22 protein-coding genes are annotated in these 25106 nt (G+C 63.7%); 17 read left to right on the top strand and 5 right to left on the bottom strand.

Annotation, left to right across the window (positions count from 1 at the left end; translation table 11 throughout):
• The first annotated feature begins 250 nt into the window (after positions 1 to 250).
• A complete protein-coding gene (locus tag FVE66_RS12200; RefSeq protein WP_151447683.1) occupies positions 251 to 520 on the top strand; it encodes a hypothetical protein in 270 nt (89 codons plus the stop codon).
• 80 nt (positions 521 to 600) lie between these two features.
• On the opposite strand, the gene FVE66_RS12195 is transcribed toward FVE66_RS12200, so the two are convergent.
• From FVE66_RS12195 to nadA, 3 genes are all read right to left on the bottom strand, one after another.
• On the bottom strand, positions 601 to 921 hold the full coding sequence (locus FVE66_RS12195) for a hypothetical protein (protein WP_151447682.1): 321 nt from the start codon (positions 919 to 921) through the stop codon (positions 601 to 603).
• A gap of 207 nt (positions 922 to 1128) precedes the next feature.
• On the bottom strand, positions 1129 to 1992 hold the full coding sequence (gene nadC, locus FVE66_RS12190; RefSeq protein WP_151447681.1) for a carboxylating nicotinate-nucleotide diphosphorylase: 864 nt from the start codon (positions 1990 to 1992) through the stop codon (positions 1129 to 1131).
• On the bottom strand, positions 1989 to 3128 hold the full coding sequence (gene nadA / locus FVE66_RS12185) for a quinolinate synthase NadA (RefSeq protein ID WP_151447680.1): 1140 nt from the start codon (positions 3126 to 3128) through the stop codon (positions 1989 to 1991). Before nadA ends, nadC begins: the two co-directional genes overlap by 4 nt.
• Before the next feature lie 213 nt (positions 3129 to 3341).
• On the opposite strand from nadA, the gene FVE66_RS12180 reads away from it, so the two are divergent.
• Positions 3342 to 3956, top strand: a complete 615-nt coding sequence (locus tag FVE66_RS12180) for a hypothetical protein (protein ID WP_241673188.1) — start codon at positions 3342 to 3344, stop codon at positions 3954 to 3956.
• Between the two features lie 85 nt (positions 3957 to 4041).
• Here the strand turns inward: FVE66_RS12180 and FVE66_RS12175 are convergent, their stop codons facing one another.
• Positions 4042 to 5646, bottom strand: a complete 1605-nt coding sequence (locus tag FVE66_RS12175) for an ABC-F family ATPase (RefSeq protein ID WP_151447679.1) — start codon at positions 5644 to 5646, stop codon at positions 4042 to 4044.
• A 215-nt stretch (positions 5647 to 5861) separates the two neighbouring features.
• On the opposite strand from FVE66_RS12175, the gene FVE66_RS12170 reads away from it, so the two are divergent.
• The 15 genes from FVE66_RS12170 (at position 5862) to FVE66_RS12100 (ending at position 23839) form a co-directional block, all read left to right on the top strand.
• Positions 5862 to 7049: a TonB-dependent receptor domain-containing protein gene (locus FVE66_RS12170; RefSeq protein WP_151447678.1), complete on the top strand. Its 1188-nt coding sequence runs from the start codon at positions 5862 to 5864 to the stop codon at positions 7047 to 7049.
• A gap of 282 nt (positions 7050 to 7331) precedes the next feature.
• Positions 7332 to 8213: a LysR family transcriptional regulator gene (locus FVE66_RS12165; RefSeq protein WP_151447677.1), complete on the top strand. Its 882-nt coding sequence runs from the start codon at positions 7332 to 7334 to the stop codon at positions 8211 to 8213.
• Positions 8214 to 8335: 122 nt separating this feature from the next.
• Positions 8336 to 9250 carry an NAD(P)-dependent oxidoreductase gene (locus tag FVE66_RS12160; RefSeq protein WP_151447676.1) on the top strand — a complete coding sequence of 305 codons (915 nt, stop codon included), beginning with the start codon at positions 8336 to 8338 and terminating at the stop codon, positions 9248 to 9250.
• A gap of 81 nt (positions 9251 to 9331) precedes the next feature.
• Positions 9332 to 9919: an amino acid synthesis family protein gene (locus FVE66_RS12155; protein WP_151447675.1), complete on the top strand. Its 588-nt coding sequence runs from the start codon at positions 9332 to 9334 to the stop codon at positions 9917 to 9919.
• Positions 9920 to 9931: 12 nt separating this feature from the next.
• Positions 9932 to 11392, top strand: coding sequence for an FAD-binding oxidoreductase (locus FVE66_RS12150; RefSeq protein WP_151447674.1), 1461 nt, complete (start codon positions 9932 to 9934; stop codon positions 11390 to 11392).
• A 78-nt stretch (positions 11393 to 11470) separates the two neighbouring features.
• Entirely contained in the window at positions 11471 to 12424 is a 954-nt protein-coding gene (locus tag FVE66_RS12145; RefSeq protein WP_151447673.1) for a 2-hydroxyacid dehydrogenase, read from the top strand.
• A 201-nt stretch (positions 12425 to 12625) separates the two neighbouring features.
• Positions 12626 to 13585 carry a Bug family tripartite tricarboxylate transporter substrate binding protein gene (locus FVE66_RS12140; protein WP_151447672.1) on the top strand — a complete coding sequence of 320 codons (960 nt, stop codon included), beginning with the start codon at positions 12626 to 12628 and terminating at the stop codon, positions 13583 to 13585.
• A 56-nt stretch (positions 13586 to 13641) separates the two neighbouring features.
• Complete coding sequence (locus tag FVE66_RS12135; protein WP_151447671.1) at positions 13642 to 14622, top strand: tripartite tricarboxylate transporter substrate binding protein; 981 nt, start codon at positions 13642 to 13644, stop codon at positions 14620 to 14622.
• Between the two features lie 7 nt (positions 14623 to 14629).
• Positions 14630 to 16240, top strand: coding sequence for a CoA-transferase (locus FVE66_RS12130; RefSeq protein WP_161993265.1), 1611 nt, complete (start codon positions 14630 to 14632; stop codon positions 16238 to 16240).
• 58 nt (positions 16241 to 16298) lie between these two features.
• Complete coding sequence (locus FVE66_RS12125) at positions 16299 to 17333, top strand: glycoside hydrolase family 88 protein (protein WP_151447669.1); 1035 nt, start codon at positions 16299 to 16301, stop codon at positions 17331 to 17333.
• 19 nt (positions 17334 to 17352) lie between these two features.
• Positions 17353 to 18528 (top strand): acyl-CoA dehydrogenase family protein, encoded by a 1176-nt coding sequence (locus tag FVE66_RS12120; RefSeq protein WP_151447668.1) that lies wholly within the window; start codon positions 17353 to 17355, stop codon positions 18526 to 18528.
• Positions 18529 to 18530: 2 nt separating this feature from the next.
• Positions 18531 to 20246: an FAD-binding protein gene (locus FVE66_RS12115; protein ID WP_151447667.1), complete on the top strand. Its 1716-nt coding sequence runs from the start codon at positions 18531 to 18533 to the stop codon at positions 20244 to 20246.
• A gap of 32 nt (positions 20247 to 20278) precedes the next feature.
• A complete protein-coding gene (locus FVE66_RS12110; RefSeq protein ID WP_151447666.1) occupies positions 20279 to 21502 on the top strand; it encodes a CaiB/BaiF CoA transferase family protein in 1224 nt (407 codons plus the stop codon).
• Between the two features lie 79 nt (positions 21503 to 21581).
• Positions 21582 to 22784, top strand: coding sequence for a CaiB/BaiF CoA transferase family protein (locus tag FVE66_RS12105; protein WP_151447665.1), 1203 nt, complete (start codon positions 21582 to 21584; stop codon positions 22782 to 22784).
• A gap of 50 nt (positions 22785 to 22834) precedes the next feature.
• Entirely contained in the window at positions 22835 to 23839 is a 1005-nt protein-coding gene (locus FVE66_RS12100; RefSeq protein ID WP_151447664.1) for a Bug family tripartite tricarboxylate transporter substrate binding protein, read from the top strand.
• On the opposite strand, the gene FVE66_RS12095 is transcribed toward FVE66_RS12100, so the two are convergent.
• Positions 23840 to 25081 carry an efflux RND transporter periplasmic adaptor subunit gene (locus FVE66_RS12095; RefSeq protein WP_151447663.1) on the bottom strand — a complete coding sequence of 414 codons (1242 nt, stop codon included), beginning with the start codon at positions 25079 to 25081 and terminating at the stop codon, positions 23840 to 23842.
• Between the last annotated feature and the right edge of the window lie 25 nt (positions 25082 to 25106).

Genomic DNA, 25106 nt, shown 5'->3' with positions numbered 1-25106 from the left:
AGCGCGTCGATTGGAACGCTTTCGCCATGGCTCCCTCAAATGAGGACGAACCGACAAGGAACACCCATGAAAATTCCTCTGATCGTGATGCTGCTGCTGGCCGGCATGCTGGCCGGACTGTCATTCATCCTGCTTGTGCTGATTCCGCAATAAAAAATCTGTCGAGCGCAATGGCCGGACCGAGCCTGGCCCGCCGCTACCCGTCCCGCTCAAGCCAACCTGCTCATTTTCATTTTAACTGGAGGGATTCATGAAGAAATTGCTGCTGATCTCGATGTTGGCGCTTGGCGCCTCTGCGTTTGCGCAGAATGCTCCGCTGGAAGGAATTTCGGAAAGCACCGATCCGGCAAAAGTCCGGGATGTCGAGAAACGCGCCGAGGAAATCAAGGCGCGGCATCAGGCATCGACTTCGGGTGCAAGCCAGGCGACTCCAGGTGCCGCCTCAAGCACGAAGCCACGCCATCCAAAGCGCATTCACCGCAAGGAAATGAAGCGAGAGCATCGGACTGACAAGGAATAAGCAGGAGAAACCTGCAACCAGCGCGGCGGCGGGGACATGACGGCGTGACGCCGCCCGCCAAGCCAGTCAAATGAAGTCGTTCAGGGGGACGCTGTCCCGGCCTGTTCGCGCATCTTGCGCTCGAATTCTTCCTGCTCGATCTCGTCCGCCGGCTTGAACGGCGCGGTGAACTTTTTGAGCCGGGCGTAGGCTTCCGGATCTTCCTCTGCCAGAGATTTCTCGCGCCAGTTGTAAAGGATCATCAGGCCGAGCGCAGCCGCCGCACCGACCGCAAGCTTGCCCTTGTGCTCGCTGAGAAGGTTGAGCGTGTCGGCGGCAAACCCTTCGGATGCGCCCTGCCCTTCCTTCACTTGCGGCGGGGATTCCGGTATGGGCTTGGCTGGCTTGCTGTCGGCGGGCATGACTACCCCTGAATATTGAACTGGCGGTTAGAGGCACGCTTGATGCTTTTAATTCCCCGCCCGCGCGTTACTGCCGCAAAAGCTTGCGATACCGCAGTGAGGGCGGGAAACGACGCGTGCCAATTACGCTCCGTCCCTTTCAAGGGGAGGGTGCATTCGTGGCGTTGCGGCGGACTACGCAATTAGCACTGCGCCAAGGCAAGCGCCCTACAGCACCCGCAACGAATAATCCGTCGCCTTGACATCCTTGGTCAGGCTGCCAACCGAGATGCGGTCGACGCCGGTCTCTGCTATTGAGCGCAAAGTCTGTGCGTTGACGCCGCCCGACGCTTCCAGCAGGGCACGGCCGCCGTTGATGGCTACCGCTTCCCGCATCTGCGCCAGCGTGAAATTGTCCAGCAGGACCGAGGTCGCCCCGGCTGCCAGTGCCTGGCGCAGCTCGTCAAGGTTCTCGACTTCGATCTGCACCGGAACACCGGCCTTGATCGCGTGCGCAGCCTTCATCGCACTGGCAATCCCGCCCGCTGCAGCAATATGGTTTTCCTTGATCAGGATACCGTCATACAGTGCCAGCCGCTGATTGGCCCCACCGCCGACACGCACCGCATATTTCTGCGCCAGCCGCAGGCCGGGCAAGGTCTTGCGGGTATCGAGCACGACGGCCCGGGTGCCGCGGACCAGGTCGACGTAACGACGCGTCGCGGTCGCAACACCCGATAGCAACTGCAGGAAATTGAGCGCGCCGCGCTCGGCGGTCAGCAAGGCGCGTGCCGGACCATGGATGGAACAGACCGGGGTATCGGGCGCCATCAGGTCGCCCTCGGCGTAATGCCATTGAATTGCAATGCGCGGATCGACCTGCGTCATGACGCCTTCGAACCACGGGGCGCCGCACAGCACCGCTTCCTCGCGCACCACCACCCGAGCGTCGACTTGCTGGTCAGCAGGCACCAGCAAGCCCGTCAGGTCGCCGGAACCGACATCCTCGGCCAGTGCCGCAGCGATGTTCCGTTCAAACGCAGCCGCCAGCGCCACATCGAATGGCGTATGCGGATTTTTCAGGGTGCTCATGCCGGACCGATGCCGGCGAACAAGGCTTCTTCCTTCGCCAGGTCGGCACCCGGCCGGGTGTTCTGCTTGAGGCTCTCGGCAAACGCCAGCATGCGGTCGATCGAGACATAGGCGCGGCGGCCGATTTCAGGATCCACAAAAATCTCGTTGTCGCCGTTTTCCAGCACCTGGGCCAGGTTCTCCAGGCTGTTCATCGCCATCCAGGGGCAATGCGTGCAACTTTTGCAAGTCGCGCTGTTGCCGGCGGTCGGCGCTTCGATGAATTGCTTGCCGGGGGCTGCCAGACGCATCTTGTGCAGGATGCCGGTGTCAGTGGCGACAATGAACTTGTCATGCAGCGGCGATTGCGTCGCCTTGATCATCTGCGAAGTCGAGCCAACCACATCGGCCAGCGCCACCACGGACGGCGGCGATTCCGGATGCACCAGCACCAGCGCGTCCGGATGCTCGCGCTTCAGCAGTTCCAGCTCCACGCCCTTGAATTCGTCATGGACCACGCAGGAACCTTGCCACATCAGCATGTCGGCACCGGTCATCTTCTGGATGTAGCTGCCCAAGTGCTTGTCCGGCGCAAACAGGATCTTCTTGCCTTGCGCGTGCAGGTGCGCGACGATTTCGAGGCCGATCGACGACGTCACCACCCAGTCGGCACGGGCCTTCACCTGTGCGCTGGTGTTGGCGTACACCACGACGGTACGGTCGGGATGCTGGTCGCAGAAAGCAGCGAACTCGTCGGCCGGACAGCCGAGGTCAAGCGAACAGGTCGCATCCAGGTCCGGCATCAGCACCGTCTTGTCGGGACTCAATATTTTTGCAGTCTCGCCCATGAAGCGCACCCCGGCGACTACCAGGGTCCGGGCAGGATGGTCGCGTCCGAAACGCGCCATTTCGAGCGAGTCGGATACGCAGCCGCCGGTTTCGTCGGCCAGGTCCTGCAGGTCGCTGTCGACGTAATAGTGGGCGACCAGGACCGCATGGCGCTCCTTGAGCAGGCGGCGGATACGATCCTTCAGGGCTACCCGTTCTGCTGGCGTTGGCAGTGCCGGTACGCGCGCCCAGGCAGAGGCTGTGCAGCTGATGCCGCCGCGCATCTGTGGCCGTTCGAACTCGACAGACTTCAGGGAAATCGTTTGCATGGTGAAAGCGACAAGTCGTGATTAAGGTGCAATGCGCCGATATTTCTCATTGCGCAGCCTACATGATACTGCGAGGACCGTTTTCAAGTGGCAAAGGCCCATTTGTGCGAACCCGACATGATAAAGCAGTCGCTCATATTTACGCTTGGAAAGATTGGGTGGATACTGGGCACGCAAGCAGGCGGTCGCAATCCCGATGTCCAAGAACAATGAATGGAGCGACTGTATGGAGACAACACACAACCAGTTAAAGGAATTCGTGCGCCCATGATGCAACTTGTTTTTGACAAGACTGAAAAGGGTCGTGAAGAAATTGCGACCCGCCGCTATCAACTGCCGTCCCGGATCCGCAGCATCCTGCTGCTGGTGGATGGCAAGACCACCGGGGAGGCCCTGCTCGCGAAGTTTGCAACGATCGGCGTAACCGGAGAGGTGCTCGAGGAATTGCTTGCTGGCGAGTTCATCGCCTCGCATCAAGGGGCGGTGGCGGAAACGGAGGCTGGCGCGCCGCCTGTTTCCTCCCCTGGCCTGGCCCCACCTGCGCAGCCAGTTGCGACTGACCTGCTCCAGCCGGGTCAGACCCAATACGCAGCGATCTACCAGTTTTTCAGCGAAGCCATCAAGGCCACGCTTGGCCTGCGCGGCTACGCCTTGCAACTCAAAGTCGAGAAATGCGGCTCGATCGACGACTTTCGCGAACTGCGAACGCCCTTCCTGGAAGCGGTGCTCAAAAGCCGCGACACGGAAACGGCGCTCGGCTTGCGGGACCGGATCGACTCGCTGCTGAACATGAAACCAGCCCCTGAAGACGCGATCAGTACTACCTGAGTACCAAAGGCAAGCAAGCTGGGGGGATCTGCGTGATGCCCCCCCGGCTTGCCGTCGTTTCCCGTCAGACAATGGACCAGCAGGATCAGGCTTCGATGCCCTGGCTGCGCAGGTAATCTTCGTAGCCGCCCTGGAAATCGATCACTTCGCCATCCTTGATCTCGATGATCCGGGTCGCCAGCGAGGAGACGAATTCACGATCGTGCGAGACGAAGATCAGCGTGCCGACATATTTGTCCAGCGCGATGTTAAGGGCCTCGATCGACTCCATGTCCATGTGGTTGGTCGGCTCGTCCATCAGCAGGACGTTGTGCCGGCCCAACATCAGCTTGCCGTAGATCATGCGGCCCTTCTCGCCACCCGAGAGCACGCGCACCGATTTCTTGACCTCGTCGCCGGAAAACAACAGGCGGCCAAGGATGGAGCGCACAGCCTGGTCGTCGTCCCCTTCGCGCGTCCACTGCCCCATCCAGTCGGTCAGGTCACGGTCAACGGCGAACTCTTCGGTCGGATCCTGGGGCATGTAGCCGGGATCGGCATTTTCCGCCCATTTCACGATGCCGCTGTCCGGCGCCAGGCCGCAGATTTCCGGGCCGCCGATGCAGCGCAGCAGCGTCGTCTTGCCGGCCCCGTTGGCGCCGATGATGGCAATCCTCTCGCCAGCCTCGACCGCCATGCTGACGTTCTTGAAGATGGGCCGGTCATAGGCCTTGGAAATGCCGATCGTCTCGACTGCCAGCCGGTGCAGCTTCTTCTCCATCTCGAAGCGGATGAACGGAGTGGCGCGGCTGGACGGCTTGATATCCTCCATCTTGATCTTGTCGATCTGCTTGGCGCGCGACGTGGCCTGCCGCGCCTTGGATTTGTTGGCGGAAAAGCGCCGCACGAAGTCCTGCAGCTCGGCAACCTTTTCCTTGGCCTTGGTATTGGCCGACAGCAGCTGCGCGCGCGCCTGCGTCGACGCCAGCATGTAATCGTCGTAATTGCCCGGATAGACCTTCAGCGTGCCGTAGTCCATGTCGGCCATGTGCGTGCAGACCTGGTTCAGGAAGTGACGGTCATGGGAGATGATGATCATCGTCGAGTTGCGCTGGTTCAGCACATCTTCCAACCAGCGGATCGTGTTGATGTCGAGGTTGTTGGTCGGCTCGTCGAGCAGCAGGATGTCCGGATTGGAGAACAGCGCCTGGGCCAGCAGCACCCGCAGCTTCCAGCCGGGCGCGACGTTGCTCATCGGCCCCTGGTGCTGCTCCATCGGAACGCCGACACCAAGCAGCAGTTCGCCGGCGCGCGCTTCGGCGGTGTAGCCGTCGTATTCGGCAAACTTCGCTTCCAGGTCGGCCGCGCGCATGTAGTCGTCGTCGGTGGCTTCCGGATCGGCGTAGATCGCATCGCGCTCGGTCATGGCGGCCCACATCTCGACGTGGCCCATCATCACCACATCCAGCACCCGCATGTCCTCGAATGCGAACTGGTCCTGACGCAACTTGCCCAGCCGTTCGTTGGTGTCGAGCGAGACGTTGCCTGAACTTGGTTCGAGGTCGCCGCCGAGGATTTTCATGAAAGTCGACTTGCCGCAACCATTGGCGCCGATGAGGCCATAGCGGTTGCCGTCGCCAAACTTGACGGAAATGTTTTCGAACAGCGGCTTGGCGCCGAACTGCATGGTGATGTTTGCGGTGGAAAGCACGGAGAAAACCCTTGAAAACGGCAGATGAGCAGAACCGGGCATTCTACCATCTGCAGCCCCCCTTGGCCTTGCCGGCCGAGAATTGGCGGCGCCCACCACCACCATCCTTGCCATTCGGACATCCGGCAGGCGACGGATCTGCGCCTGCGCAAACCACGCAAACCCCCTCAGGCCAACATGAAGCCATGAAGTAACACAGCAGAAAGGGGGACGCCATGAAACTGCGGCCTGACTGCAGCGTGCGAACCGATGGCGGCAAGCTGCCTGCCGGCCTGCCGCATGCGGGTGTCCACTGGTTGCCAACATGGTTGCCTGCATGCTTGCCAGCGTTTCTGGCAACATTGTTTCTCGCGTCCCCGGTACTGGCAGCAGCCGCTGGAGATGCCTTCACACTGCAGCCGCAAACCCTGCGCGAAGACATGCTCCGGCCCTGGCTGCGCCAGTCCCAGCGACTGGCCTGGCCCGCCGCAGGCAAGCCTCCCCCGGGCCAGGCATTCGGATGGAGCAACACGGCTGGCTGGCAATTCCAGGTCGAACTCAAGGATCAGCCTCCCGCCCCTTATCCCTCCGCTCCCGCGATTGCCGGCCTGCCCCTGCTTGGCGACAACGAAAACCGGCCCGGCAGCCTGCTTGCCGGCCGCGCGGACAAGTCCTTCGGGCCATGGACCGTACGGCTGGGCCTGAAACAGCAGCAGAGCGCGGAATTCGGCTCCCTGCGCAAGCCGGCCATCAGCGTGGTCTACCGGCCGCAGGAATCCGGTCCCCTGGCCGGATTGTCGATGTCGCGCGCGAGTCGCTCGCCCGGCTTCTATGCGATGGGCCATCCATACGGTGGCAACGCCGAGGCCGGCCCCGAGAAAAGCCAGCAGGCGGAACTGTTCTTTGCCAATGGCGAGCACGCTCACTGGCGGACCAGGATGACCCTGTTCCAGGCTTATTACCGAGACATGATGGATTTTGATGGCGGACCGCCGCCCAGCCTGGTGAATCGCGCCCGGGTCTACATGCGCGGCGTCGAAACCAGCGTGTCGCGCCGCTGGCCCAGCGGCGCCACAGCCTACCTGCACGCCGCCAGCATCGCCTCCTACGATCCCGACAGCGGGCTTGACCTGCGCTTCCGACCGCGCCAGCAAGCCACGGGCGGATTCGCAATGCCCTTGTACGGGCCGCTGCATGTGCATGCCAGCCTGACCTGGTTCGGCCGCCGCTACGACACTGCCGGCGCCGGCGCCGCCGCCGGCCTGGGCGGTTATGCCGAGACCGGCGTCATGCTGAGCTGGAAGACGCGCTCCACGCAGGCATTCCTCGCAGTGGACAACCTTTTCGATCGGAAGAGCGAGGAGTTTCCGGATGGATGGGGGGCCGGGCGGCGCTTGCGGCTGGGATTGAAGACGCCGTTTTGACTGAATTCCGTGCTGCAGCGCACAGTGCGATTGGCCCTTCCCTGCCGTTCAAGACTGACTTTCAAGACACCTTTTCAAGGCCGATTACTACCCACAGCCGTGGGTGAGTGACTTTGAACGCGAGGGCCTGCCGGGCACGCCCCCTCGCCAGATTCCCCCTGCTCCCCATCGAATTTGAATTACCATCCGATACAAACAATGGCGACCGCAACGCACCCTGCAACCAGGATGCCTGCCACGGCACTTCGCCATACAAAAAATATTCAGATCACGGGAGAGACAATGAAATTCCGGCTGCGCCAGATGGAAGTATTCCGCGCCGTCATGCTTACCGGCTCTATCAACAGCGCATCCAAGATGCTGTTCATTTCCCAACCGGCGGTCAGCCGGATCGTGTCCCATACCGAACAGTCCCTCGGCTACCAGCTCTTCAACCGCACCAAAGGCAAACTGGTGCCGACACCGGAAGGCGAAGCGCTATTCCGTGAAGTCGACGACTTCTACCAGCACGCGGTCCGGGTCAGCGATTTCGCCAGCGACCTTGCCCGCGGCCCGTCCGGCACGCTCGATATTTCGTCCAGTCCCTGCCTGAGCTACCTGGTGGTGCCGGCCGCAATTTCACTGTTCGTCGAACGCTACCCGCACATTCGGGTGAACTATCACACCACCCTGCTGCATGGCATGGCTGCCGAAGTCCTCAGCAACAAGGTCGACCTGGCCGTGTCCGTTCTGCCGCTCGACCATCCCCACCTGAAGGTCGAATCGCTGACCAGGGGGCGCATGGTGTGCGTGCTGCCAGCCGGCCACGCGCTGATCGGGCGCGACGAGGTAAGCCTGGCCGACCTGATCGATTTCCCGCTCATCACGCACCACCCCAGCATCCAGTTCGGGCGCATGGTCGCATCCGCTTTCGAAGCCGCGGGGCTGCACCTGACCCCGCATGTGACGGTGCTGCAGACGGAAATCGCCTGCTCCCTGGCCCGTGCCGGAGCTGGCGCCGCCATCGTCGACGAATACACTGCAAGGGGCGCAGTCTGGCCCGGCTTGCAGGTCAAGCCGCTGATCGAGGAGATCCCGCTCGAACCCAGCATCGCCCGCACCGTGTTCGACCATCACGGCACCCATGCCGACAAATTCATCGAAATCCTGCGCGAACTGATTTAACACCAGGCTATACCCTGCGCCACAAACGGAATAGGACAAGCCGGCCTCGTACCCATAGGATTGCACCAAAGACGAATTCGCTGCGCATCGGGCCCGGCATCGTCACGCATGGGAGCTAGCGCATGAAAATCGGACTCATCGGCCTGGGCAACATCGGCGTGCATTTCGGAACACGGCTGCTCGCCGCCGGCCATGACCTGTCTGTCTTCGACACCAGCGACGCGGCAATGAAGCGGCTGCAGGAGAAAGGCGCCGCACCAGCAGCCAGCACGCTCGACCTGGCGAATCGCTGCGACGTGGTGCTGCTGTGCCTGCCGATGCCGGCAGCGGTCAGCAAGGTTGCGTGCGGACCTGGCGGCGTCATTGAAGGCAAGGCTGTGAGGATGGTGGTCGACCTGTCCACCACCGGACCCAGCGTCACCAATGAAGTTGCTGCCGCGCTTGCGGCCAAGGGCATCGGCTTCCTCGGCGCTCCGGTCAGCGGTGGCACCGTCGCTGCCGAAAAAGGCACGCTGGCCATCATGCCGTCCGGCGACGAGAGTGTGTTCAAGGAAGTCGAACCGATCCTGCGCACGCTGGGCAAGAACATCTTCTACATGGGAAGCGCGCCCGGCAATGGCCAGACCATGAAAATCATCAACAACACGCTGTACGCGGTGAGCATGGTCGCCAGTTGCGAAGCGCTGGTGTACGGCGCCAAGGCCGGCCTCGACCCGCAAACCATGCTGGACGTCCTGAATGCTTCCAGCGGGCGCTCGTTCTCGACGCAGGAGCGGATTCCACAGTGCGTCCTGCACCGCAATTTCCCGCTGCGCTTCACCACCGAACTGCTGCACAAGGACGTCAAGATGTGCATCGATGAAGCGGAAAAGCTGGGCGTGCCGATGCAGATCGGACCCGCAGCACGGCAGTTCCTCGCCTTCGCCATCACGCAGGGCGACGGCGCCAAGGACAACATCGCCACCATCAGGCATTTCGAGGAATGGGCCGGCGTCGAATTCGGGGCAGCACCGTCCGACCCGGCCGCGGCTGCCTGAAAAAACCGGATAACCCATCCAAAAATAACGTAACGCCAGCCAACAACTGGCAACGCATCACAAAACCAAAAAAGGAAAGCCATGTCCCAGATCCAGATCCGCAAGAAAGTCCTCAATGTCGAAACCGTCTATCACGAAGGCGGACCGGTTGCGGCCAAACCGCTGCAACTGGGCGTGATCGCTGTCGTGGTCAACAACCCCTTCGCCGGCCGCTTTGCCAGCGCTGAAGAGCTGGCCAGCTTTGTGAAAGATGGCCGGGTGCTGGCCAACGAACTGGTGCCGGAACTGATCGCGGCCCTGGGCGGCAACGACAAGATCGAGACCTACGGCAAGGGTGCCATCGTCGGCACCAATGGCGAACTCGAGCACGGCGCCATGTGGCATGAAGCGGGTGGCTGGGCCATGCGCGCCGTCCTGACCAATGCCAGGTCGATCGTCCCGGCCGCGAAGTTCGTCGGCGCCGCCGGCAGCCGGCTGCACGTGCCCTTGCATCACATCGTGGCCTGCTACATCCGCAGCCATTTCAACACGATGGAAGTGAGCATTGCCGATTCGCCACGTCCCAACGAGTTGCTGTTCGCGCTGGCCATGTCGACCGGCCCGCGTATCCACGAACGGCTCGGCGGGCTGCGGGTGGAAGAAATCTCGGTTGGCGACGGCCAGCGCTGAGTTGCGTCGACCATGACAACGGCCAGCGCCAACCATCCGGTCCTGGCCGCACTGCGGGGGATCGTCGGCAACACCCACGTCCTGGTCGATGGCGACCTGTCCGCCTTCGAGCAGGACTGGCGTCGCCGCCATCGCGGCCGGGCGCTGGCAGTGGTACGACCGGGCTCTACCCGTGAAGTGGCTGCCGTGGTGCGCGCCTGTTCGCTGCATGGCGTGCCACTGGTGCCGCAGGGAGGCAACACCGGACTGGTCAACGGATCGGTGCCCGATGCCAGCGGCACCCAGGTGCTGCTCAGCATGGGCCGCATGAACCGGGTGCGCGAGATCGACCAGGCCAACCTGACCATGACGGTGGAAGCAGGCTGCGTGCTGCAGGCCGTGCAGGCGGCGGCCGAACAGGCCGCGTTGCTGTTTCCGCTCAGCCTGGCAGCCGAAGGCAGCTGCACCATAGGCGGCAACCTTGCCACCAATGCCGGCGGCACCCAGGTCCTGCGTTACGGCAATGCGCGCGAATTGTGCCTGGGGCTGGAAGTGGTCACCGCCAGCGGCGAGATCTGGAGCGGGCTGTCCGGCCTGCGCAAGGACAACACCGGCTATGACTTGCGCGACCTGTTCATCGGCAGCGAAGGCACCTTGGGCGTGATCACCGCCGCCACCCTCAAGCTCTATCCGCGGCCGGCCGCGGTGATGACCGCGCTGGCATCCTGCGACAGCCTGGCCCAGGCCAGCGCCCTGCTGCGCCAGGCGCAGGATACTGCCGGCCCGGCCCTGACTGCGTTCGAGGTAATGAACACGCTATCGCTGGAACTGGTGCGTCGGCATTTTCCTGATCTGCGCCAGCCGCTGCCGGCCGCGCCATGGACAGTGCTGCTGGAGCTTTCCGACAGCGAGAATGCGTCCCATGCGCGCGGCGTGCTTGAACGGCTGCTGGAAACCGCACTCGACAGCGGCTTGGCGACCGATGCCGTGGTCGCTGAAAACCTGCAGCAATCGCACGATATCTGGCATCTGCGCGAGACCATCACGCTGGCGCAGGCACAGGAAGGCCTGAACGTGCGCCATGACATCGCGCTGCCAATCTCGCGCATACCGGCTTTTTGCGATGCCACCGACCAGGCGATAGCGCAAGCCTTTCCCGGCATAAGGCTGGTGAATTTCGGCCATCTCGGGGACGGCAACCTGCATTACAACTTCCTGGCGCCGGAACAGGCCGACAGCACATCATGGATCCGGCTGCATGAGGGTCGCATCACTTCCATGGTGTACGCAGCGGCGACCGGACATGGCGGATCGATCTCGGCCGAACATGGCATCGGCATCGTCAAGCGCGATGCGCTGATGCTGCACAAGAGCCCGGTTGCCATGAACCTGATGAACGCGATCAAGAATGCGCTCGATCCAAATGGCCTGCTTAATCCCGGCTGCGTGCTGGCGTCATCGCGCAATGCGCACGACAGCGCACGCGGGAGATGACGCCGGAGATGACGCCGGACATGGCCTCCGCCACAAAATGCAAACTGAATTTCCTGTCAATCCTGTTCCCGCGATTCCATGAAACCTCTGCTACTCGTACTCGTCTACATCACCCCCGAACACCGGCAACTGGTCGCCGAATCCTTCGACATGATCTATGCGCCCAACGAAGGACTGGGCCGTGACCGCTCCAACGGCGCCGCCCAGATCGCGGCCCGCGGCGCCGACATCAGGGTCGTCCTGACCAATGGCACAAACGGCCTGACGGCCCAGGAAATCGATGCCATGCCGAAGCTGGAAATCGTCTGCACGCTGGGTGTCGGCTTTGAAAACGTGCAGGTCGCGCACGCCACTGCGCGCGGCGTGCGCGTGTGCAATGCCGCCGGCACCAACGACACCTGCGTCGCCGACCATGCCATGGCCTTGCTGCTGGGCGCCGTGCGCCGCATTCCAACCCTGAACCGGATGGTTCGCGACGGCATCTGGCGCGACGACATTCCGCGTCCGCCGCATTTTTCTGGCAAGCGCCTGGGGATACTCGGGCTGGGCGAAATCGGCCGCAAGATCGCCCGCCGCGGCGAAGCCTTCGACCTGGAGATCGGCTACTGCAACCGTTCGCCCAAAGCCGGCGTGTCCTACCGCTTTTTCGAGAATGTGCAGGCGCTGGCCGAGTGGGCCGACTTCCTGGTGGTCGCCGCGCCGGGAGGAAAGGAGACTTACCACATCATCAATGCCGCAGTGCTGACTGCGCTCGGGCCATCGGGGGTGCTGGTCAATATCGCCCGCGGCACGCTGGTGGACACCCAGGCAGTGGCCGACGCCCTTGAAAGCGGGCGCCTGTTCGCCGCCGCGCTCGATGTCTACGAGGGCGAGCCGACACCGCCGGCGCAGCTACTGGGCATGGAGAACGCCACGCTGACGCCGCATATCGGCGGCATTTCGCCGGAAGCAATCCAGGCATCGGTACAACGTTTCATTGACAACGCCACCCGCCATTTCGCCGGCCAGCCGCTGTTGACGCCGGTGAACTGAGGCCGGCCAAACGACACCATTTAGCGGCCCCACCTCCACAGATGGATGCCGGCAAGAGGAGCAATAACAAGAAGGCATAAGCCGCGGCCAAATCGGCAATCGTCGCCAGCAGGTCCCGTCGCTAAGATGCCAGCACAAGAAGCAGAACTACAACGACTTCCAACGCAACAGATAACAATGGAGACAAGCATGCGGCCCGTTATGAAAATCGTCAGTGCATTGATAGTCAGTTCCCTCTTCATGGCCCAGGGCGCCTCGGCGCAAGCGCCATGGCCGTCCAAACCGGTCACCCTGGTGGTTCCGTTCGCCCCCGGTGGCAGCACCGATGTGACCGGCCGCATGCTGGCGGCCAAGCTCAAGGCCGAAATCGGCCAGACGGTGATCGTCGAGAACCGCGGCGGCGCCGGTGGCAACCTTGGCGCCGACTACGCCGCCAAGGCAGCGCCGGACGGCCATACCATCTTCCTGGCCACCAGCACCCACGCCACCAACGTCAGCCTGTACAGCAAGCTGCCGTACGACTTCGTGCGTGATCTGGCGCCGGTGTCGCAGGTCGCCTACATCCCGAATGCGCTGGTAGTAAATGCCAAGGTGCCGGTCAAGAACCTGGCCGAATTCCTGGCCTATGCCCGCGACCCGAAAAATGACGTTCGCTATGGCTCGGCCGGCAACGGCTCATCCCTGCATATCGCCGGCGCGCTGTTCAACAGCATGGGCGGCACCAGGATGCTGCATGTCCCTTACAAGGGAAGCGGCCCGGCGATCCTGGACCTGCTGGGCGGACAGATCGAAGCCATGTTCTCGCCGCTGGTGGACGTGCTGCCGCACATCAAGAGCGGCAGGCTGACTGCGATCGGCATCACGACCAAGAAGCGTTCCGCCACCATGCCGGACGTCGCTGCCATCAATGAAGCGCTGCCCGGTTACGAAGTCGCACTGTGGAACGGCATCCTGGTGCCATCCAAAACTCCGCCCGAAATCATCAACAAGCTCAACGTCGCGATCAACAAGATCCTGCAACAGCCGGAAACCGTGTCGCTGCTGGCCGACCAGGGTTCCGAGCCTGCACCCGGATCCCCGGCCCAGTTCCGCGAGTTCATCGCCAAGGAAATCCCGCACTGGAAAAAACTGGTCGAGATATCCGGCGCCAGGGCCGACTGACAGCAGCAACTTCGGCTGGCAAAGCCAGCCGCCCCCCTACTTCCTGAGGATCCAACATGAAACTGTTTGATCGCCGCACCCTCGTGGCCGGCGCATTGGCTGCGCTCGCCCTGAATTCCTTGCCGGCCATGGCGCAAGGCTGGCCCTCCGCCAAACCGATCCGCGTGATCGTGCCCTTCGCCTCTGGCGGCACCACCGACGTCGTGGCGCGCCTGATCGGCCAGCGCCTGGGACCAGCGCTGAACACCCAGGTCGTGGTCGAGAACAAGGCCGGCGCCAACGGCATCGTCGGCTCCGAAGCCCTGGCCAAGTCGGCGCCGGACGGCTACTCGCTGGTGATCGTGGCGCCCGGCCATGCCAGCAACGTCAGCCTGTACAAGAAGCTGCCGTACGACACGCTGGCCGATTTCGAACCGGTCATGCTGCTGCTGACCCAGCCCAGCATGCTGGTGGTGCACGCCTCGGTTCCTGTCAACAGCGTGGCGGAGTTGCTGGCGCTGGCGAAGTCCAAACCCGGCGTGATGAACTACGCCTCCGGCGGCAACGGCTCGTCCCAGCACCTGGCGGCGGCAATGTTTGCCAGCATGGCGGGGCTGGACATGGTGCACGTGCCCTACAAGGGTAGCGGCCCGGCCGAAGCCGCCCTGCTCGGCGGCCAGGTCAATATGATGTTCGCATCGATGGTGACCGCGCTGCCCCAGGTCAAGCAGGGCCGCCTGCGCGCGCTTGCAGTCAGCTCCGAAAAGCGCTCGACGGCAACCCCCGACCTGCCGACCGTTGCAGAGAGCGGCGTGAGCGGCTATTCCGCCGTGGCCTGGGCCGGATTACTGGCGCCGAAGGGAACCCCGGCACCGATCGTGGCCCGGCTCAACGCCGAAATTGCGAAGATCATGGCCAGTCCGGACATGAAGGAACGCCTGAGTGGACTGGGGGCCGAGTTCGTACCCAACTCTCCGAAGGATTTCGACGGCTTCATCCGCAGCGAAATCACCCGCTGGGCCGATGTCGTCAAGCGCGCCAACATCCGGGTTGACTGAGGCCGGCATGCGAATCATGAAAGCGGCCGAGGCCGCGCAACTGGTGCAGTCGGGCGATGTGGTCGTCATCTCGGGCGTGGTCTCGCTGTTGTCCACCGAGGCCGTGCTGACAGCGCTGGAGCAGCAGTTCAGCCAATCCGGCAGCCCGGCTGCGCTGACGGTGGTATCGCCCTGCCGCAGCGGCTGGTCGCCGCCGGGTGGCGGCACCACCGGCTTCGAACACCTTGCGGCGCCGGGCATGGTCAAGCGCCTGATCGCGTCGTCCTATAACGCCCGCGACACCCCCCGCTTTGTCAAAGCCTCGATCGACAATGACATCGAGACCTATGTGCTGCCGATGGGAGTGATGTACCGCTGGATGCGCGAATGCGCGGCGCGTTCGCCCGGCTTGCTGACCGAAGCCGGCATCGGCACCTTCTTCGACCCGGCCGCCGCGCCGGAAGCCGGCGAGATCCGGGTCAACCGGGAAGCGCCCGAAACCGACCTGGTGCAGCGCGTCACTGTCGCCGGCAGCGACTGCATTTTCGTGCGCAGCATGAAGATCGATGTCGCCATCGTGCGTGGCTCGGTCGCCGACGAAGACGGCAATATCAGCCTGGAAGACGAGCCGATCACCGGCGGCGTGCGTCACATGGCCATGGCCGCGCGCAACAACGGCGGGCGCGTGATTGTCGTCGTCAAGAAGGTCGTGCCGCGCGGCACGCTGCACCCGCGCATGGTGGAAATACCCGCCATCCTGGTCGACGCGGTGGTGGTTGATGAAGCCGCCATCCAGACCCAACTGGGACGCGATCCCGCGTTCACCGGCGAACTGAAGAACGCGCCGACGCCAGTACCGATGAAGCTCGACCAGCAGAAAATCATCGTGCGCCGCGCAGCGATGGAGCTGGCTGACGGCGACGTGGTGAACCTGGGAGTTGGCATCGGGTCGCAGCTGCCTTCCGTCGCAACGGAAGAAGGATTCGCCGATCGCATCACCTTCAGCGTCGAGCACGGCGCGCTGGGCGGAATACCCGCAATGGGCGTGCCCGGCCAGACCGGCGCCTTCGGCGCGCATTACAACCCGCAGTCCATCATCGACTGTCCGGACCTGCTGGACTTTTACCATGGCGGCGGACTGGCCGCGACCCTGCTCGGCTTTGCCGAGATCAATGCCGAGGGCAGCGTCAACGTGGCGCGCTTCGACGGCACCATCCGCGGCCCCGGCGGCTTCGTCGACATCACCTTCCGCACAAAGAAAATCCTGCTGTGCGGAACGCTGACCAGCGGCTTGCTGGCGATTGAAATCGAACACGACGGCCAGGGCCAGCCGCTGCTGCGCATTGCGCGCGAAGGAAAGCATCGCAAGCTGGTCGAGCGCCTGCAGCAAGTCAACCTGCACGGCCCGACCGCCTACGCGCGCGGCACCCGACTGCGCGTGATCACCGAGCGTTGCGTGTTCGCGCTGGATGAAGGCGGACTGCTCCTGGTGGAAGTCGCGCCGGGCATCGACATCGACACCCAGATCCGCCCCCAGGTCGGGTTTCCCGTGCGGGTCGCCGCCGATTGCCGCCTGATGGATCCCCGTCTATTTGCACCAGAACCAATGGGCATCGTGCTGCCGGCAAGACCGGCCTGATGCCACCCAGGCAAGATTCATCGAATGATTCATCGAACATTTCCAGGAGCGTTTGAAAATGGCTGAAACCATCGTAAGAAAAATGCTGGAGCGCGGTTTGCAGGAGCCGATCGACACCGGTGGCAAGCATGCCGCCATGCTCAACGGCATGCACCTGTCCGGCCACACCGGCATGATGAAAGAGCAGCTCGCGCATACGCTGGCCGGCACTGGCAACATACCGCGCAGCAAAAATCCGCTCGGCCGCATCGTGGCCCATCCGAACATCAGTGACTCGATGTCGCGCATCCGTCCGCTGATCCTGGCGGGCCACCAGGCCGAAGCGCGCGAAGCGCTGGCGATCTACTTGCGCGAGCGGGTCGAAGTCGCCGGCACGCCGGTGTTCTCGACCGCGCCCAGCACGCCCGGCTGGATCTTCGCCGACACCGCCTACATGGTGCCGCCATCGCTGGCCATCATGGGCCGCGACGACATGGCGATCTCCGACCTGGTGCGCACCCACGACCTGCTTGCGCTGCCGAACGGGCTGATCCGCCATGTGCTCAATGCGGCGGTGCCGGTTGAAGACAGCTACTGCAAGATCGACGTCTGGATCGACGGCACCGCATGGGGCCGCGCCAACGGCTGGTGGCTGGCTGGCGTGGTCGACACGCTGGAGGTGATCGACAATCCGTCAGCGAAAATCATTTCCATGTTCAAGCAGACCTGTGAAAGCCTGGTCGCCATCCAGGAGGACGGGTTCTGGCGCGTGACGGTCGATGACAGCTACTCGCTGATCGACACCAGCGCCACCGTAATGATCGGCTACGGCCTGGTCAAAGGCTATCAGCTCGGCCTGCTCGACAAGCGCTTCGAGGAAGCCGGCGTGGCTGCGCTCGAATATGTGCTGCGCCACCACTTCGACCTGCGCACCGGCACCCTGCACCACCAGCAAAGCGGCCCGCTGATCGTCAATGTCGGCAGCCCCAACCCGCGCTACCTGAGCTCGGCCAACCCCTATGGCCAAGGCTTCCTGGCCAGCCTGTACAGCCTGGTTGCGGCCGATGTGAATGCTCGGGACCTCAAGGTCCGCGACCTGAAACTCACCGCCTGAACAAGCGAGGAAAATCCTGATGGAAAAATTTGAAAAACTGATGGGCCGGCGCGACTTGGCAAACTTCCTGACCGCGGAACAATTCGAGTTCCGTGACAGCGTGCATCGTGCGCTGAGCCAGCACGCCACCCCGGAGTACCTGCGCGAACACGACGAGAACAAGACCTTTCCGAGGGAATTGATCGAGCTGATGGCGCAGCAGGGCTGGTTTGCCGTCACCTTGCCGGAAGAATATGGCGGCGTCGGCGGCTACATGGACATGATCGGCATGCTGGAAGTGATGGGCTATCACAGCAGCACGCTGGCCCGTTACTGGAACATCAACGTGAACATGGTCGGCGGCGCCCTGGTGCAACTGGCTTCGCCGGAAATCAAGCAGGAGTTGTTGCCCAAGCTGGCAGAAGGCAAGACCTTCTTCTCGTTCGCGCTGAGCGAGAACGGCGCCGGCTCCGATGCCGCCAGCCTGCGCACCTCGGCCGAACGCGACGGCGACAGCTTCATCGTCAACGGCACCAAGATGTGGATCACCGGCTCGGTCCAGGCCAACCACATCCTGCTGGCATGCCGCACCGAAAAGGGCGAAGGCAAGCACGAAGGCATCAGCCTGCTGCTGGTGCCAAACCCGACGCCGGGCCTGGAAGTGCGCCCTATCGACCTGCTGGGCGGCCACATGGTGCGCTCGTGCGAGCTGAATTTCGTCAATGCCCGGGTGCCGGCAAGGCAACTGGTGGGCGACCTGCACCGCGGCTGGGTGCAGCTGATGGGCGTGCTGGCCAAGGAGCGCATCGCTCTGTCGGCCATCGTGGTCGGCGCTGCGCAGGCGGCGCTGGACCAGGCGCTGGAGTATGCGCGCGAGCGCAAGCAGTTCGGGCGTTCGATCTCTTCGTTCCAGGCCATCAACCACAAACTGGTCGAATTGCAGACCCAGATCGACTGCGCGCGCCTGCTCTCGTATCGCGGCGCGGCATTGCTGGCCTCCGGCCAGAAGTGCAATTTCGAATCAGCCCAGGCGAAATTTTTTGCCGGCGACACCTACATGAAGGTGGCGATGGAAGGACTGCAGATCATGGGCGCCAACGGCTACTCGATGGAATATTCCATGCAGCGCCACTTCCGCGAAGCCAAGGTATTCCAGATCCTGGGCGGCACCGGCGAGATCCTGCGCAACGTCATCGCGCGCGACCTGGTGGGCTGACCATGGCGCTCCCAGGCGGTATCGGAATCGAGAAGCGCAGCGCCGACGTGCTGGTGGTCGGGGGCGGCGGCGCGGCCAGCAGGGCTGCCCTGTCGGCGCGGCAGCAAGGCGCCGACGTGCGGCTGCTGACCAAGGCGGCGTTCAAGACCGGCGGCAGCACGGTCCAGGGCGCCAGTGAAATCATGAGCATGGGTGCAGCCGGCTTCGGCGACGCCAATGACAGCCGCCAGAAGCATTTCGACGACACCATGCGCGCCGGCCGCGGCTTCATCGACGAAACGCTGGTGCGGGTGCTGGCCGACGATGCGCCGGAACGCATCCGCGACCTGGTCGCGCTGGGGGTGCCCTTCGACCAGGAAAGCAGCGGCTACAAGCTGATCCAGAGCGATTTCGGCAGCCATGCGCGGGCGCTCGGCGTGAAGGGGAAAACAGGCAAGGCCTTCGTCGAAGCCCTGTCTGACGAACTGGTGCGCAGCGGCGTGCATATCGATGAAGGCATCGCGCTGGTCGACCTGATACGGGATGCCGACGGCAGCGTGGCCGGCGTGCTGGGCTATGACGCCGCGCGTCGCACCCTGGTCCATTACGAAGCGCCCTCAGTCGTACTGGGTACCGGCGGCGCGCACAGCGCCTTCGAGCTGCAGGCATCCTCCGCCGAAATGACAGGCGACGGCCAGGCAATCTGCTATCGCCACGGCGCCGAGCTGGTCAACCTGGAATTCCATCAGCTCGGCCCGGCACTGATCCATCCCTACGTGCAGTTGTTCAGCGGCTCGACCTTCCGGCTCTACCCGCGCATGCTGAATGCGCGCGGCGAGGAATTCCTGCCGTCCTACCTGCCGCCCGGCGTCACGATGAAATCGGTGTACGACGAAAAAGGATTCCCGTTCACCAGCAACAACGTCTCGCGCTATCTCGATATCGCGATGGCACATGAGGTGAGCGAAGGCCGCGGCTCGCCGCACGGCGGCGTCTATTTTTCCTTCGCCTATTCCAGCCAGGAAGACCTGCTGCGGGTGCTGCCCAACACCAGGCGCTGGCTGGCCGAGCGCAACATCGACCTCCACCTGCAGCAACTGGAAGTTGGCGTGGTATTCCAGTGCCTGAATGGCGGCGTACGCATGATCGACACCGATGCGCAGAGCTCGATTCCCGGGCTGTATGTGATCGGCGAACTGGCGGGCGGCGTGCGCGGCCCGGAGCGTCCCGGCGGCAACTCGCTGGCCGAGGGCCAGGTATTCGGTCACCGCAGCGGCAGCGCCGCAGCAGTGCGCGCACTGGCCCGCGGGGCGAGCGCCCCGCCAGCCACGCTGAACGGCACGCTGGACCACATTGCCACCCTGCTGGGCCGCGCCAAGCCCGGCTCGGACCTCCCGGACACTGCGGCGATGATGCAGCAGATACGCCACGCCATGCAGAGCGAATGCCTGGTCGAGAAAACCGGCCCCGGCATGCAATCCGCGCTCGATGTGGTCACCGGGGTGCAGCGGCAACTGGCGCAATCCGGTGCAGCCGATGCCAATACCCTGATGGACACGCTCAGCCTGCGCAACATGGCGCTGACCTCGGAACTGCTGCTGCGTGCCTGCCTTAACCGCAGGGAAAGCCGCAGCGGCCACTACCGCCTGGATTACCCCGCTACCGATCCGCAGCTTGCCCACAGCTTTACCGTGCGACACGCAAGCGATGGCCCCGCCTTCGCAACGCATCGTTATTGATACAGAAGATACAGAAAAAACCGGAGTTACCAATGCCTGTAACAGCACCACAACCGCTTTCCGGCTACCGGATCCTGGACCTGACGGTCATGACGGCCGGTCCGGTCGGCACCATGATGCTGGGCGACATCGGCGCCGACGTCATCAAGATCGAGGAGCTCGAGGGCGGCGAGCTTTCGCGCAACATGGGCACTGTCTATGTCGGCCGCGAAAGCGCGAACTTCCTGTCCCAGAACCGCAACAAGCGCAGCGTGCGGCTGGACCTGAAGAAGCCCGAAGGCCGCGCCGCTTTCCTGCGCATGGCGGCGCAGGCCGACGTCATCACCGAGAATTTCCGTGCCGGCACCATGGACCGGCTGGGCATCGGCTACGACGCGGTGCGGGCGGTCAACCCGCGCATCATCTTCGCCAGCATCTCGGCCTTTGGCCAGGATGGGCCGTATGCCCACCTGCCCGCCAATGACCCGATCATCCAGGCGCTGAGCGGCGTCATGGCAATGACCGGCGATGCCGGCGGCGACCCGGTACGGATGGGCACGCCGGTTCCCGATTTCAACGCCGCCGCGCTGCTGGCATTTTCAGTCACCTCGGCACTGCTGCACCGGGAGCGCACCGGCGAAGGGCAGCGGCTCGACCTGTCGCTGCTGGGCGCCACGATCTTCGGCACGCTGCCGCGCGATGGCGAAACCTTCATCACCGGGAAGGCGCCGCCACGCTTGGGCAGCGGCCATCCCAGCTTTTGCCCGTACCGAAATTTCCGCGGCGCCGAGGGCGACCTGTTTTTCCTCGCCGCCTTCACCGAAAAATTCTGGTCTTCGCTATGCCAGGCGCTGGAGCGGCCGGACCTTGCCACCGACGAGCGCAGCAAGACCAATGTAGCCCGCTGCCAGAACCGTGCCTTCGTCGACGACGCATTGCAGGATGAATTCGCGCGCAGGAACACGGATGAGTTGCTGGCCCTGCTGGCGCGCCACAACGTGCCCGCAGCGCGGGTGCAGGACCTGGCGCAGGCCCTGCGCGAAGATCCGCAGATCCGCCACAACAACACGGTGATCAAGGTCGAGCACCCGACAGCCGGTACGGTAGAAATGCTGGCGCTGCCGATCAACTTCCACGGCACCCCGGCGCAATACCGGCGGGCGGCGCCGGTGCTGGGCCAGCACACGGTCGATGTCCTGCGCGAATTCGGTTTCGCGGATGAGGAGATGGACAGCCTGCTGGCGGCGCGCGCGGTGGCGCAAGCCGACCCGGCATGAACATGAGCACGGACATCAGTACTGACATGAGTACCAACGGCAGCACCAACACGAGTGCGCCAATGACAAGGAGTTTTCAATGAGCGCCCTGCCCCTCGCGGGAATCACCGTGCTGGACCTGTCGCGGCAGCTGCCGGGCCCGGTGGCAACCCAGATCCTCGCCGACTTTGGCGCCGACGTGATCAAGATTGAAGACACGGCAAAGGGAGATGACTTCCGTGGCGTGGTCCCGATCCAGAACGGCGTCTCGGCGCGGCACATGATGATCAACCGCAACAAGCGCGGGCTCTCGATCAACCTGAAGACGCCCGAAGGCCGCAAGATTTTCCTGGAACTGGCAGCGAAAGCGGACGTGGTGTTCGAGCAGTTCAGGCCCGGCGTGGTGGACCGGCTCGGCATCGGCTATGACGCAGTGCGCGAGGTGAATCCGAAGATCGTCTACGTCTCGCTGTCCGGCTTTGGCCAGGACAGTCCGCTGCGCGACGTCGTCGCCCATGACCCGAATTACCTTGCCGTCAGTGGCGTGCTCGGCCTGCTGGGGCGGCGCGGCGAGGCGCCGGCCATGAGCGGTCCGCAGGTATCGGACCTGGCCGCCGCCCACATGGCGGCGATCGGGATCCTGGTTGCGCTGCGCCGCGCGGAGCGCGAGGGCCTGGGCGAATACATCGACATCGCCCTGTTCGACAGCGCTTTCTCGCTTTCCGTCACGGCACTGTCGAGCTACATCGGCAGCGGCAAGGCCCCCAGCCGCGGCGAAGAACGCCACAACGGCCGCTACCCATGGTCGGACATCTACCGCACTGCGGACGGTGGCTACATCACGATTTCGGCGATCGAAAGCCACTTCTTCCGCAACCTGTGCAATGCGCTCGGCCACCCTGAATGGCAGGACCTGCAGTACGCAGACGACACCGTGCAGGACCAGATCCGCGCAGAACTAGAGCGCATCTTCCTCACGCGCCCGCGCGACGAATGGTTCGCGCTGCTGAAGGACAAGGAAGTCTGCATCAGCCCGGTGCTGTCGGTAGCGGAAGCGGCGGAAAGCGAACAGGTTGCCGCGCGTGGCCTGCTGGTGCCGCACGAACATCCTGTCGCCGGCGGCACCCGCCTGCTGGCGACGCCGATACGGATGAAACATGCCCCGGCCTCGATCCGACGCCCGGCGCCGGCGCTGGGCGAGCACACCGCCGAGATACTCGGATCGATCGGCTACGGCAGTGAACAGATCGCGGCGCTGCTGGAACAGGGCGTGGTGAGTGCAAGCGCAAGCCCGGCAAAGTAGCGGCCGGACCCGGAACCACCCTGCAATTAAAAGCCAAATAGGGAAACAACATGAAATCGCTTACCAGGCTATCGACTGCCAGGCGCCTTGCCTGCGCGCTTTTCGCCGCACTCTTCGCTGCACTTTTCGCCACCTTGGGTGCAAGCGCTGCTTTTGCCCAGACTTTCCCGAGCCGTCCAATCCGGCTGGTAACGCCGCTGCCGATCGGTTCGGCCACCGATGCAATTGCGCGCATCATTTCAAAAGCGGCGAGTGAATCCCTGGGCCAGCAAATCATTGTCGACAACAAGGCCGGTGCGGACGGCGCGATTGCCGCCATGGAGGTCGCGCGCGCAGCGCCGGACGGCTATACCCTGCTGCTGGGCACAAACAGCCCGCTGTCGGTGGTGCCAGCGATGAAAAAGGTCCCTCCCTATGACGTGCTCAGGGATTTCACGCCGATTACCGATGTCGGCCGCTACACGCTGTTCCTGGTGGTGAATTCGGAACTGCCGGTCAGGAACCTGAATGAGCTGATTGCCCATGCGAAGAAAAATCCCGGCGCGCTGAGCTATGCATCCGGCAACACCGCCGGATTCGTGGCGATGGCGCAGATCAAGTCTTTGGCCGGTCTGGACATGGTGCATGTCCCGTACAAGGGCGAGCCGGCGGCCATTACCGACCTGCTGGCCAACCGCGTGCAATTGATGTTTTCCAACCTGACCACCGCAATGCCGCATATCCAGAGCGGAAAATTCCGGGCGATCACCCTGACCCTGCCCCAGCGCAGCTCCTTGTTCCCCGATGTGCCGACGGTTGCCGAGCAAGGCTTGCAGGGCTTTTCGATCACCTCGTGGAATGCGCTGTTCGGCCCGGCGAAAATGGCGCCCGAGGTCGTGGCCCGCCTCAACAGTGCATTCAACCACGCATTGGCCCGTCCGGACGTGATTGCAGCACTGGCCAGGCAAGGCATCCCGGTCAAGGGATCGACGCCCGAGGAACTGGGCCGGGTGGTGAAAGTGCAGCTGGAAGCCTATACGCAGGTATTGCGGGCAGCGGGAATACAGCCGGAATGATCATCGCGGACGTGCGTCCTGCCGTGCCGCTTGCACCCGCTTGCCATCCGCGATCTGGCTGCCGGGATAGCGCACGACCGCGGCGCCAGCGGCCAATCCGGAAAGGACCTGGGCTTCATCGCGGTTGCGCTGGCCGACCTTGACCTCGATCTCGCGGGCACGCCCTTCCTGCACCGCAAACACATGCCATTCCGCGCCAGCGCGAAACAGGCTGCTGGCCGGCACCTTCAGCGTATCGTCTGAAGACCAGATCACGACCCGCGCCTCGACCCGGTAGCCGTCGCCCAGCGGGCCCAGCGGATCGACCGGATCGGCAATCACGTTGACGCGCTGCTCCTCCACGCCGAGCGCAGAGATCTTGGTGAAGGCAACAGGCTCGACCAGCCTGACCCGGGCGCGCAGGGTCTTGCCGCCACCCCAGCCTTCCAGCAGCATGACATTGCCGGGCCGGATCTTGACCGCATCGGTCGACAACACGTCGACCACCACCTCGAAACGCTGCGGATCGCCAATCGTCATCAGCACCGTACCGGCAGCGACGGAGCGCTCACTGCGCTCTGGTATGCGCAGCACGAAGCCGTCTACCGGCGACACCAGCCGCAGCGCCCGCCGCTGCAAGCCTGAATCCGGACCGGCTGCCAGCAATCCCGACTGCGCAGCCCGCACATCCGCCAACGCGGCCTGCTCGCGCGAGCGGGCCGCGGCAAGTTCGGCGCGCGCCGTCGCGTCGGCCGTGCGGGCCTTGTCCGCCGCCTGCGGTGCGATGAAACGGGACGCGATCAATTGCTCGGTACGCGCCAGTTCCTGGCCGGCCAGCTTCACTTCCGCCTCCGCGCGCCGGATCTGCAGCGCCGCTTCGCGTGCCCGCGCTTGTGCCGACTGCAATCGGGCCACGGCTTCCTGCCGCTGCCGCTCATCCATCGGCAACAGATCCAGCATCGCCACCTGCTGACCCTTGCGCACCGGGTCGCCTTCGCGCAGGCTGATGCGCTGCACTTCGGCGCCGACCGGAGCGGTAATCGCGTAGCGGTCGATGGCGCGCACCTGTCCGAGGTTGTCGACCGTGACCTGCATCGGACCGCGACTGACATCCACGATCTCGGTCTCGACCGGATCCGGCCGCAACCACACCCAGCCCAGCAGGGCCAGCACCAATGCCGCGACCGCCCACCCGGCCCACCGCCGCCGGCGGATCGATGCGACCCTCTTGCTGTTGCTGTTGCTGGCGTTCCCGGTTTCCATTTATCCCCTTTTCAACAACGGCTGC

The organism is Lacisediminimonas profundi, from assembly GCF_008831265.1.
Lineage (GTDB): Bacteria > Pseudomonadota > Gammaproteobacteria > Burkholderiales > Burkholderiaceae_D > Lacisediminimonas > Lacisediminimonas profundi.
The sequence above is the reverse complement of the archived record's forward strand: the minus strand, read 5'-3'. Positions and strand labels throughout refer to the sequence as shown.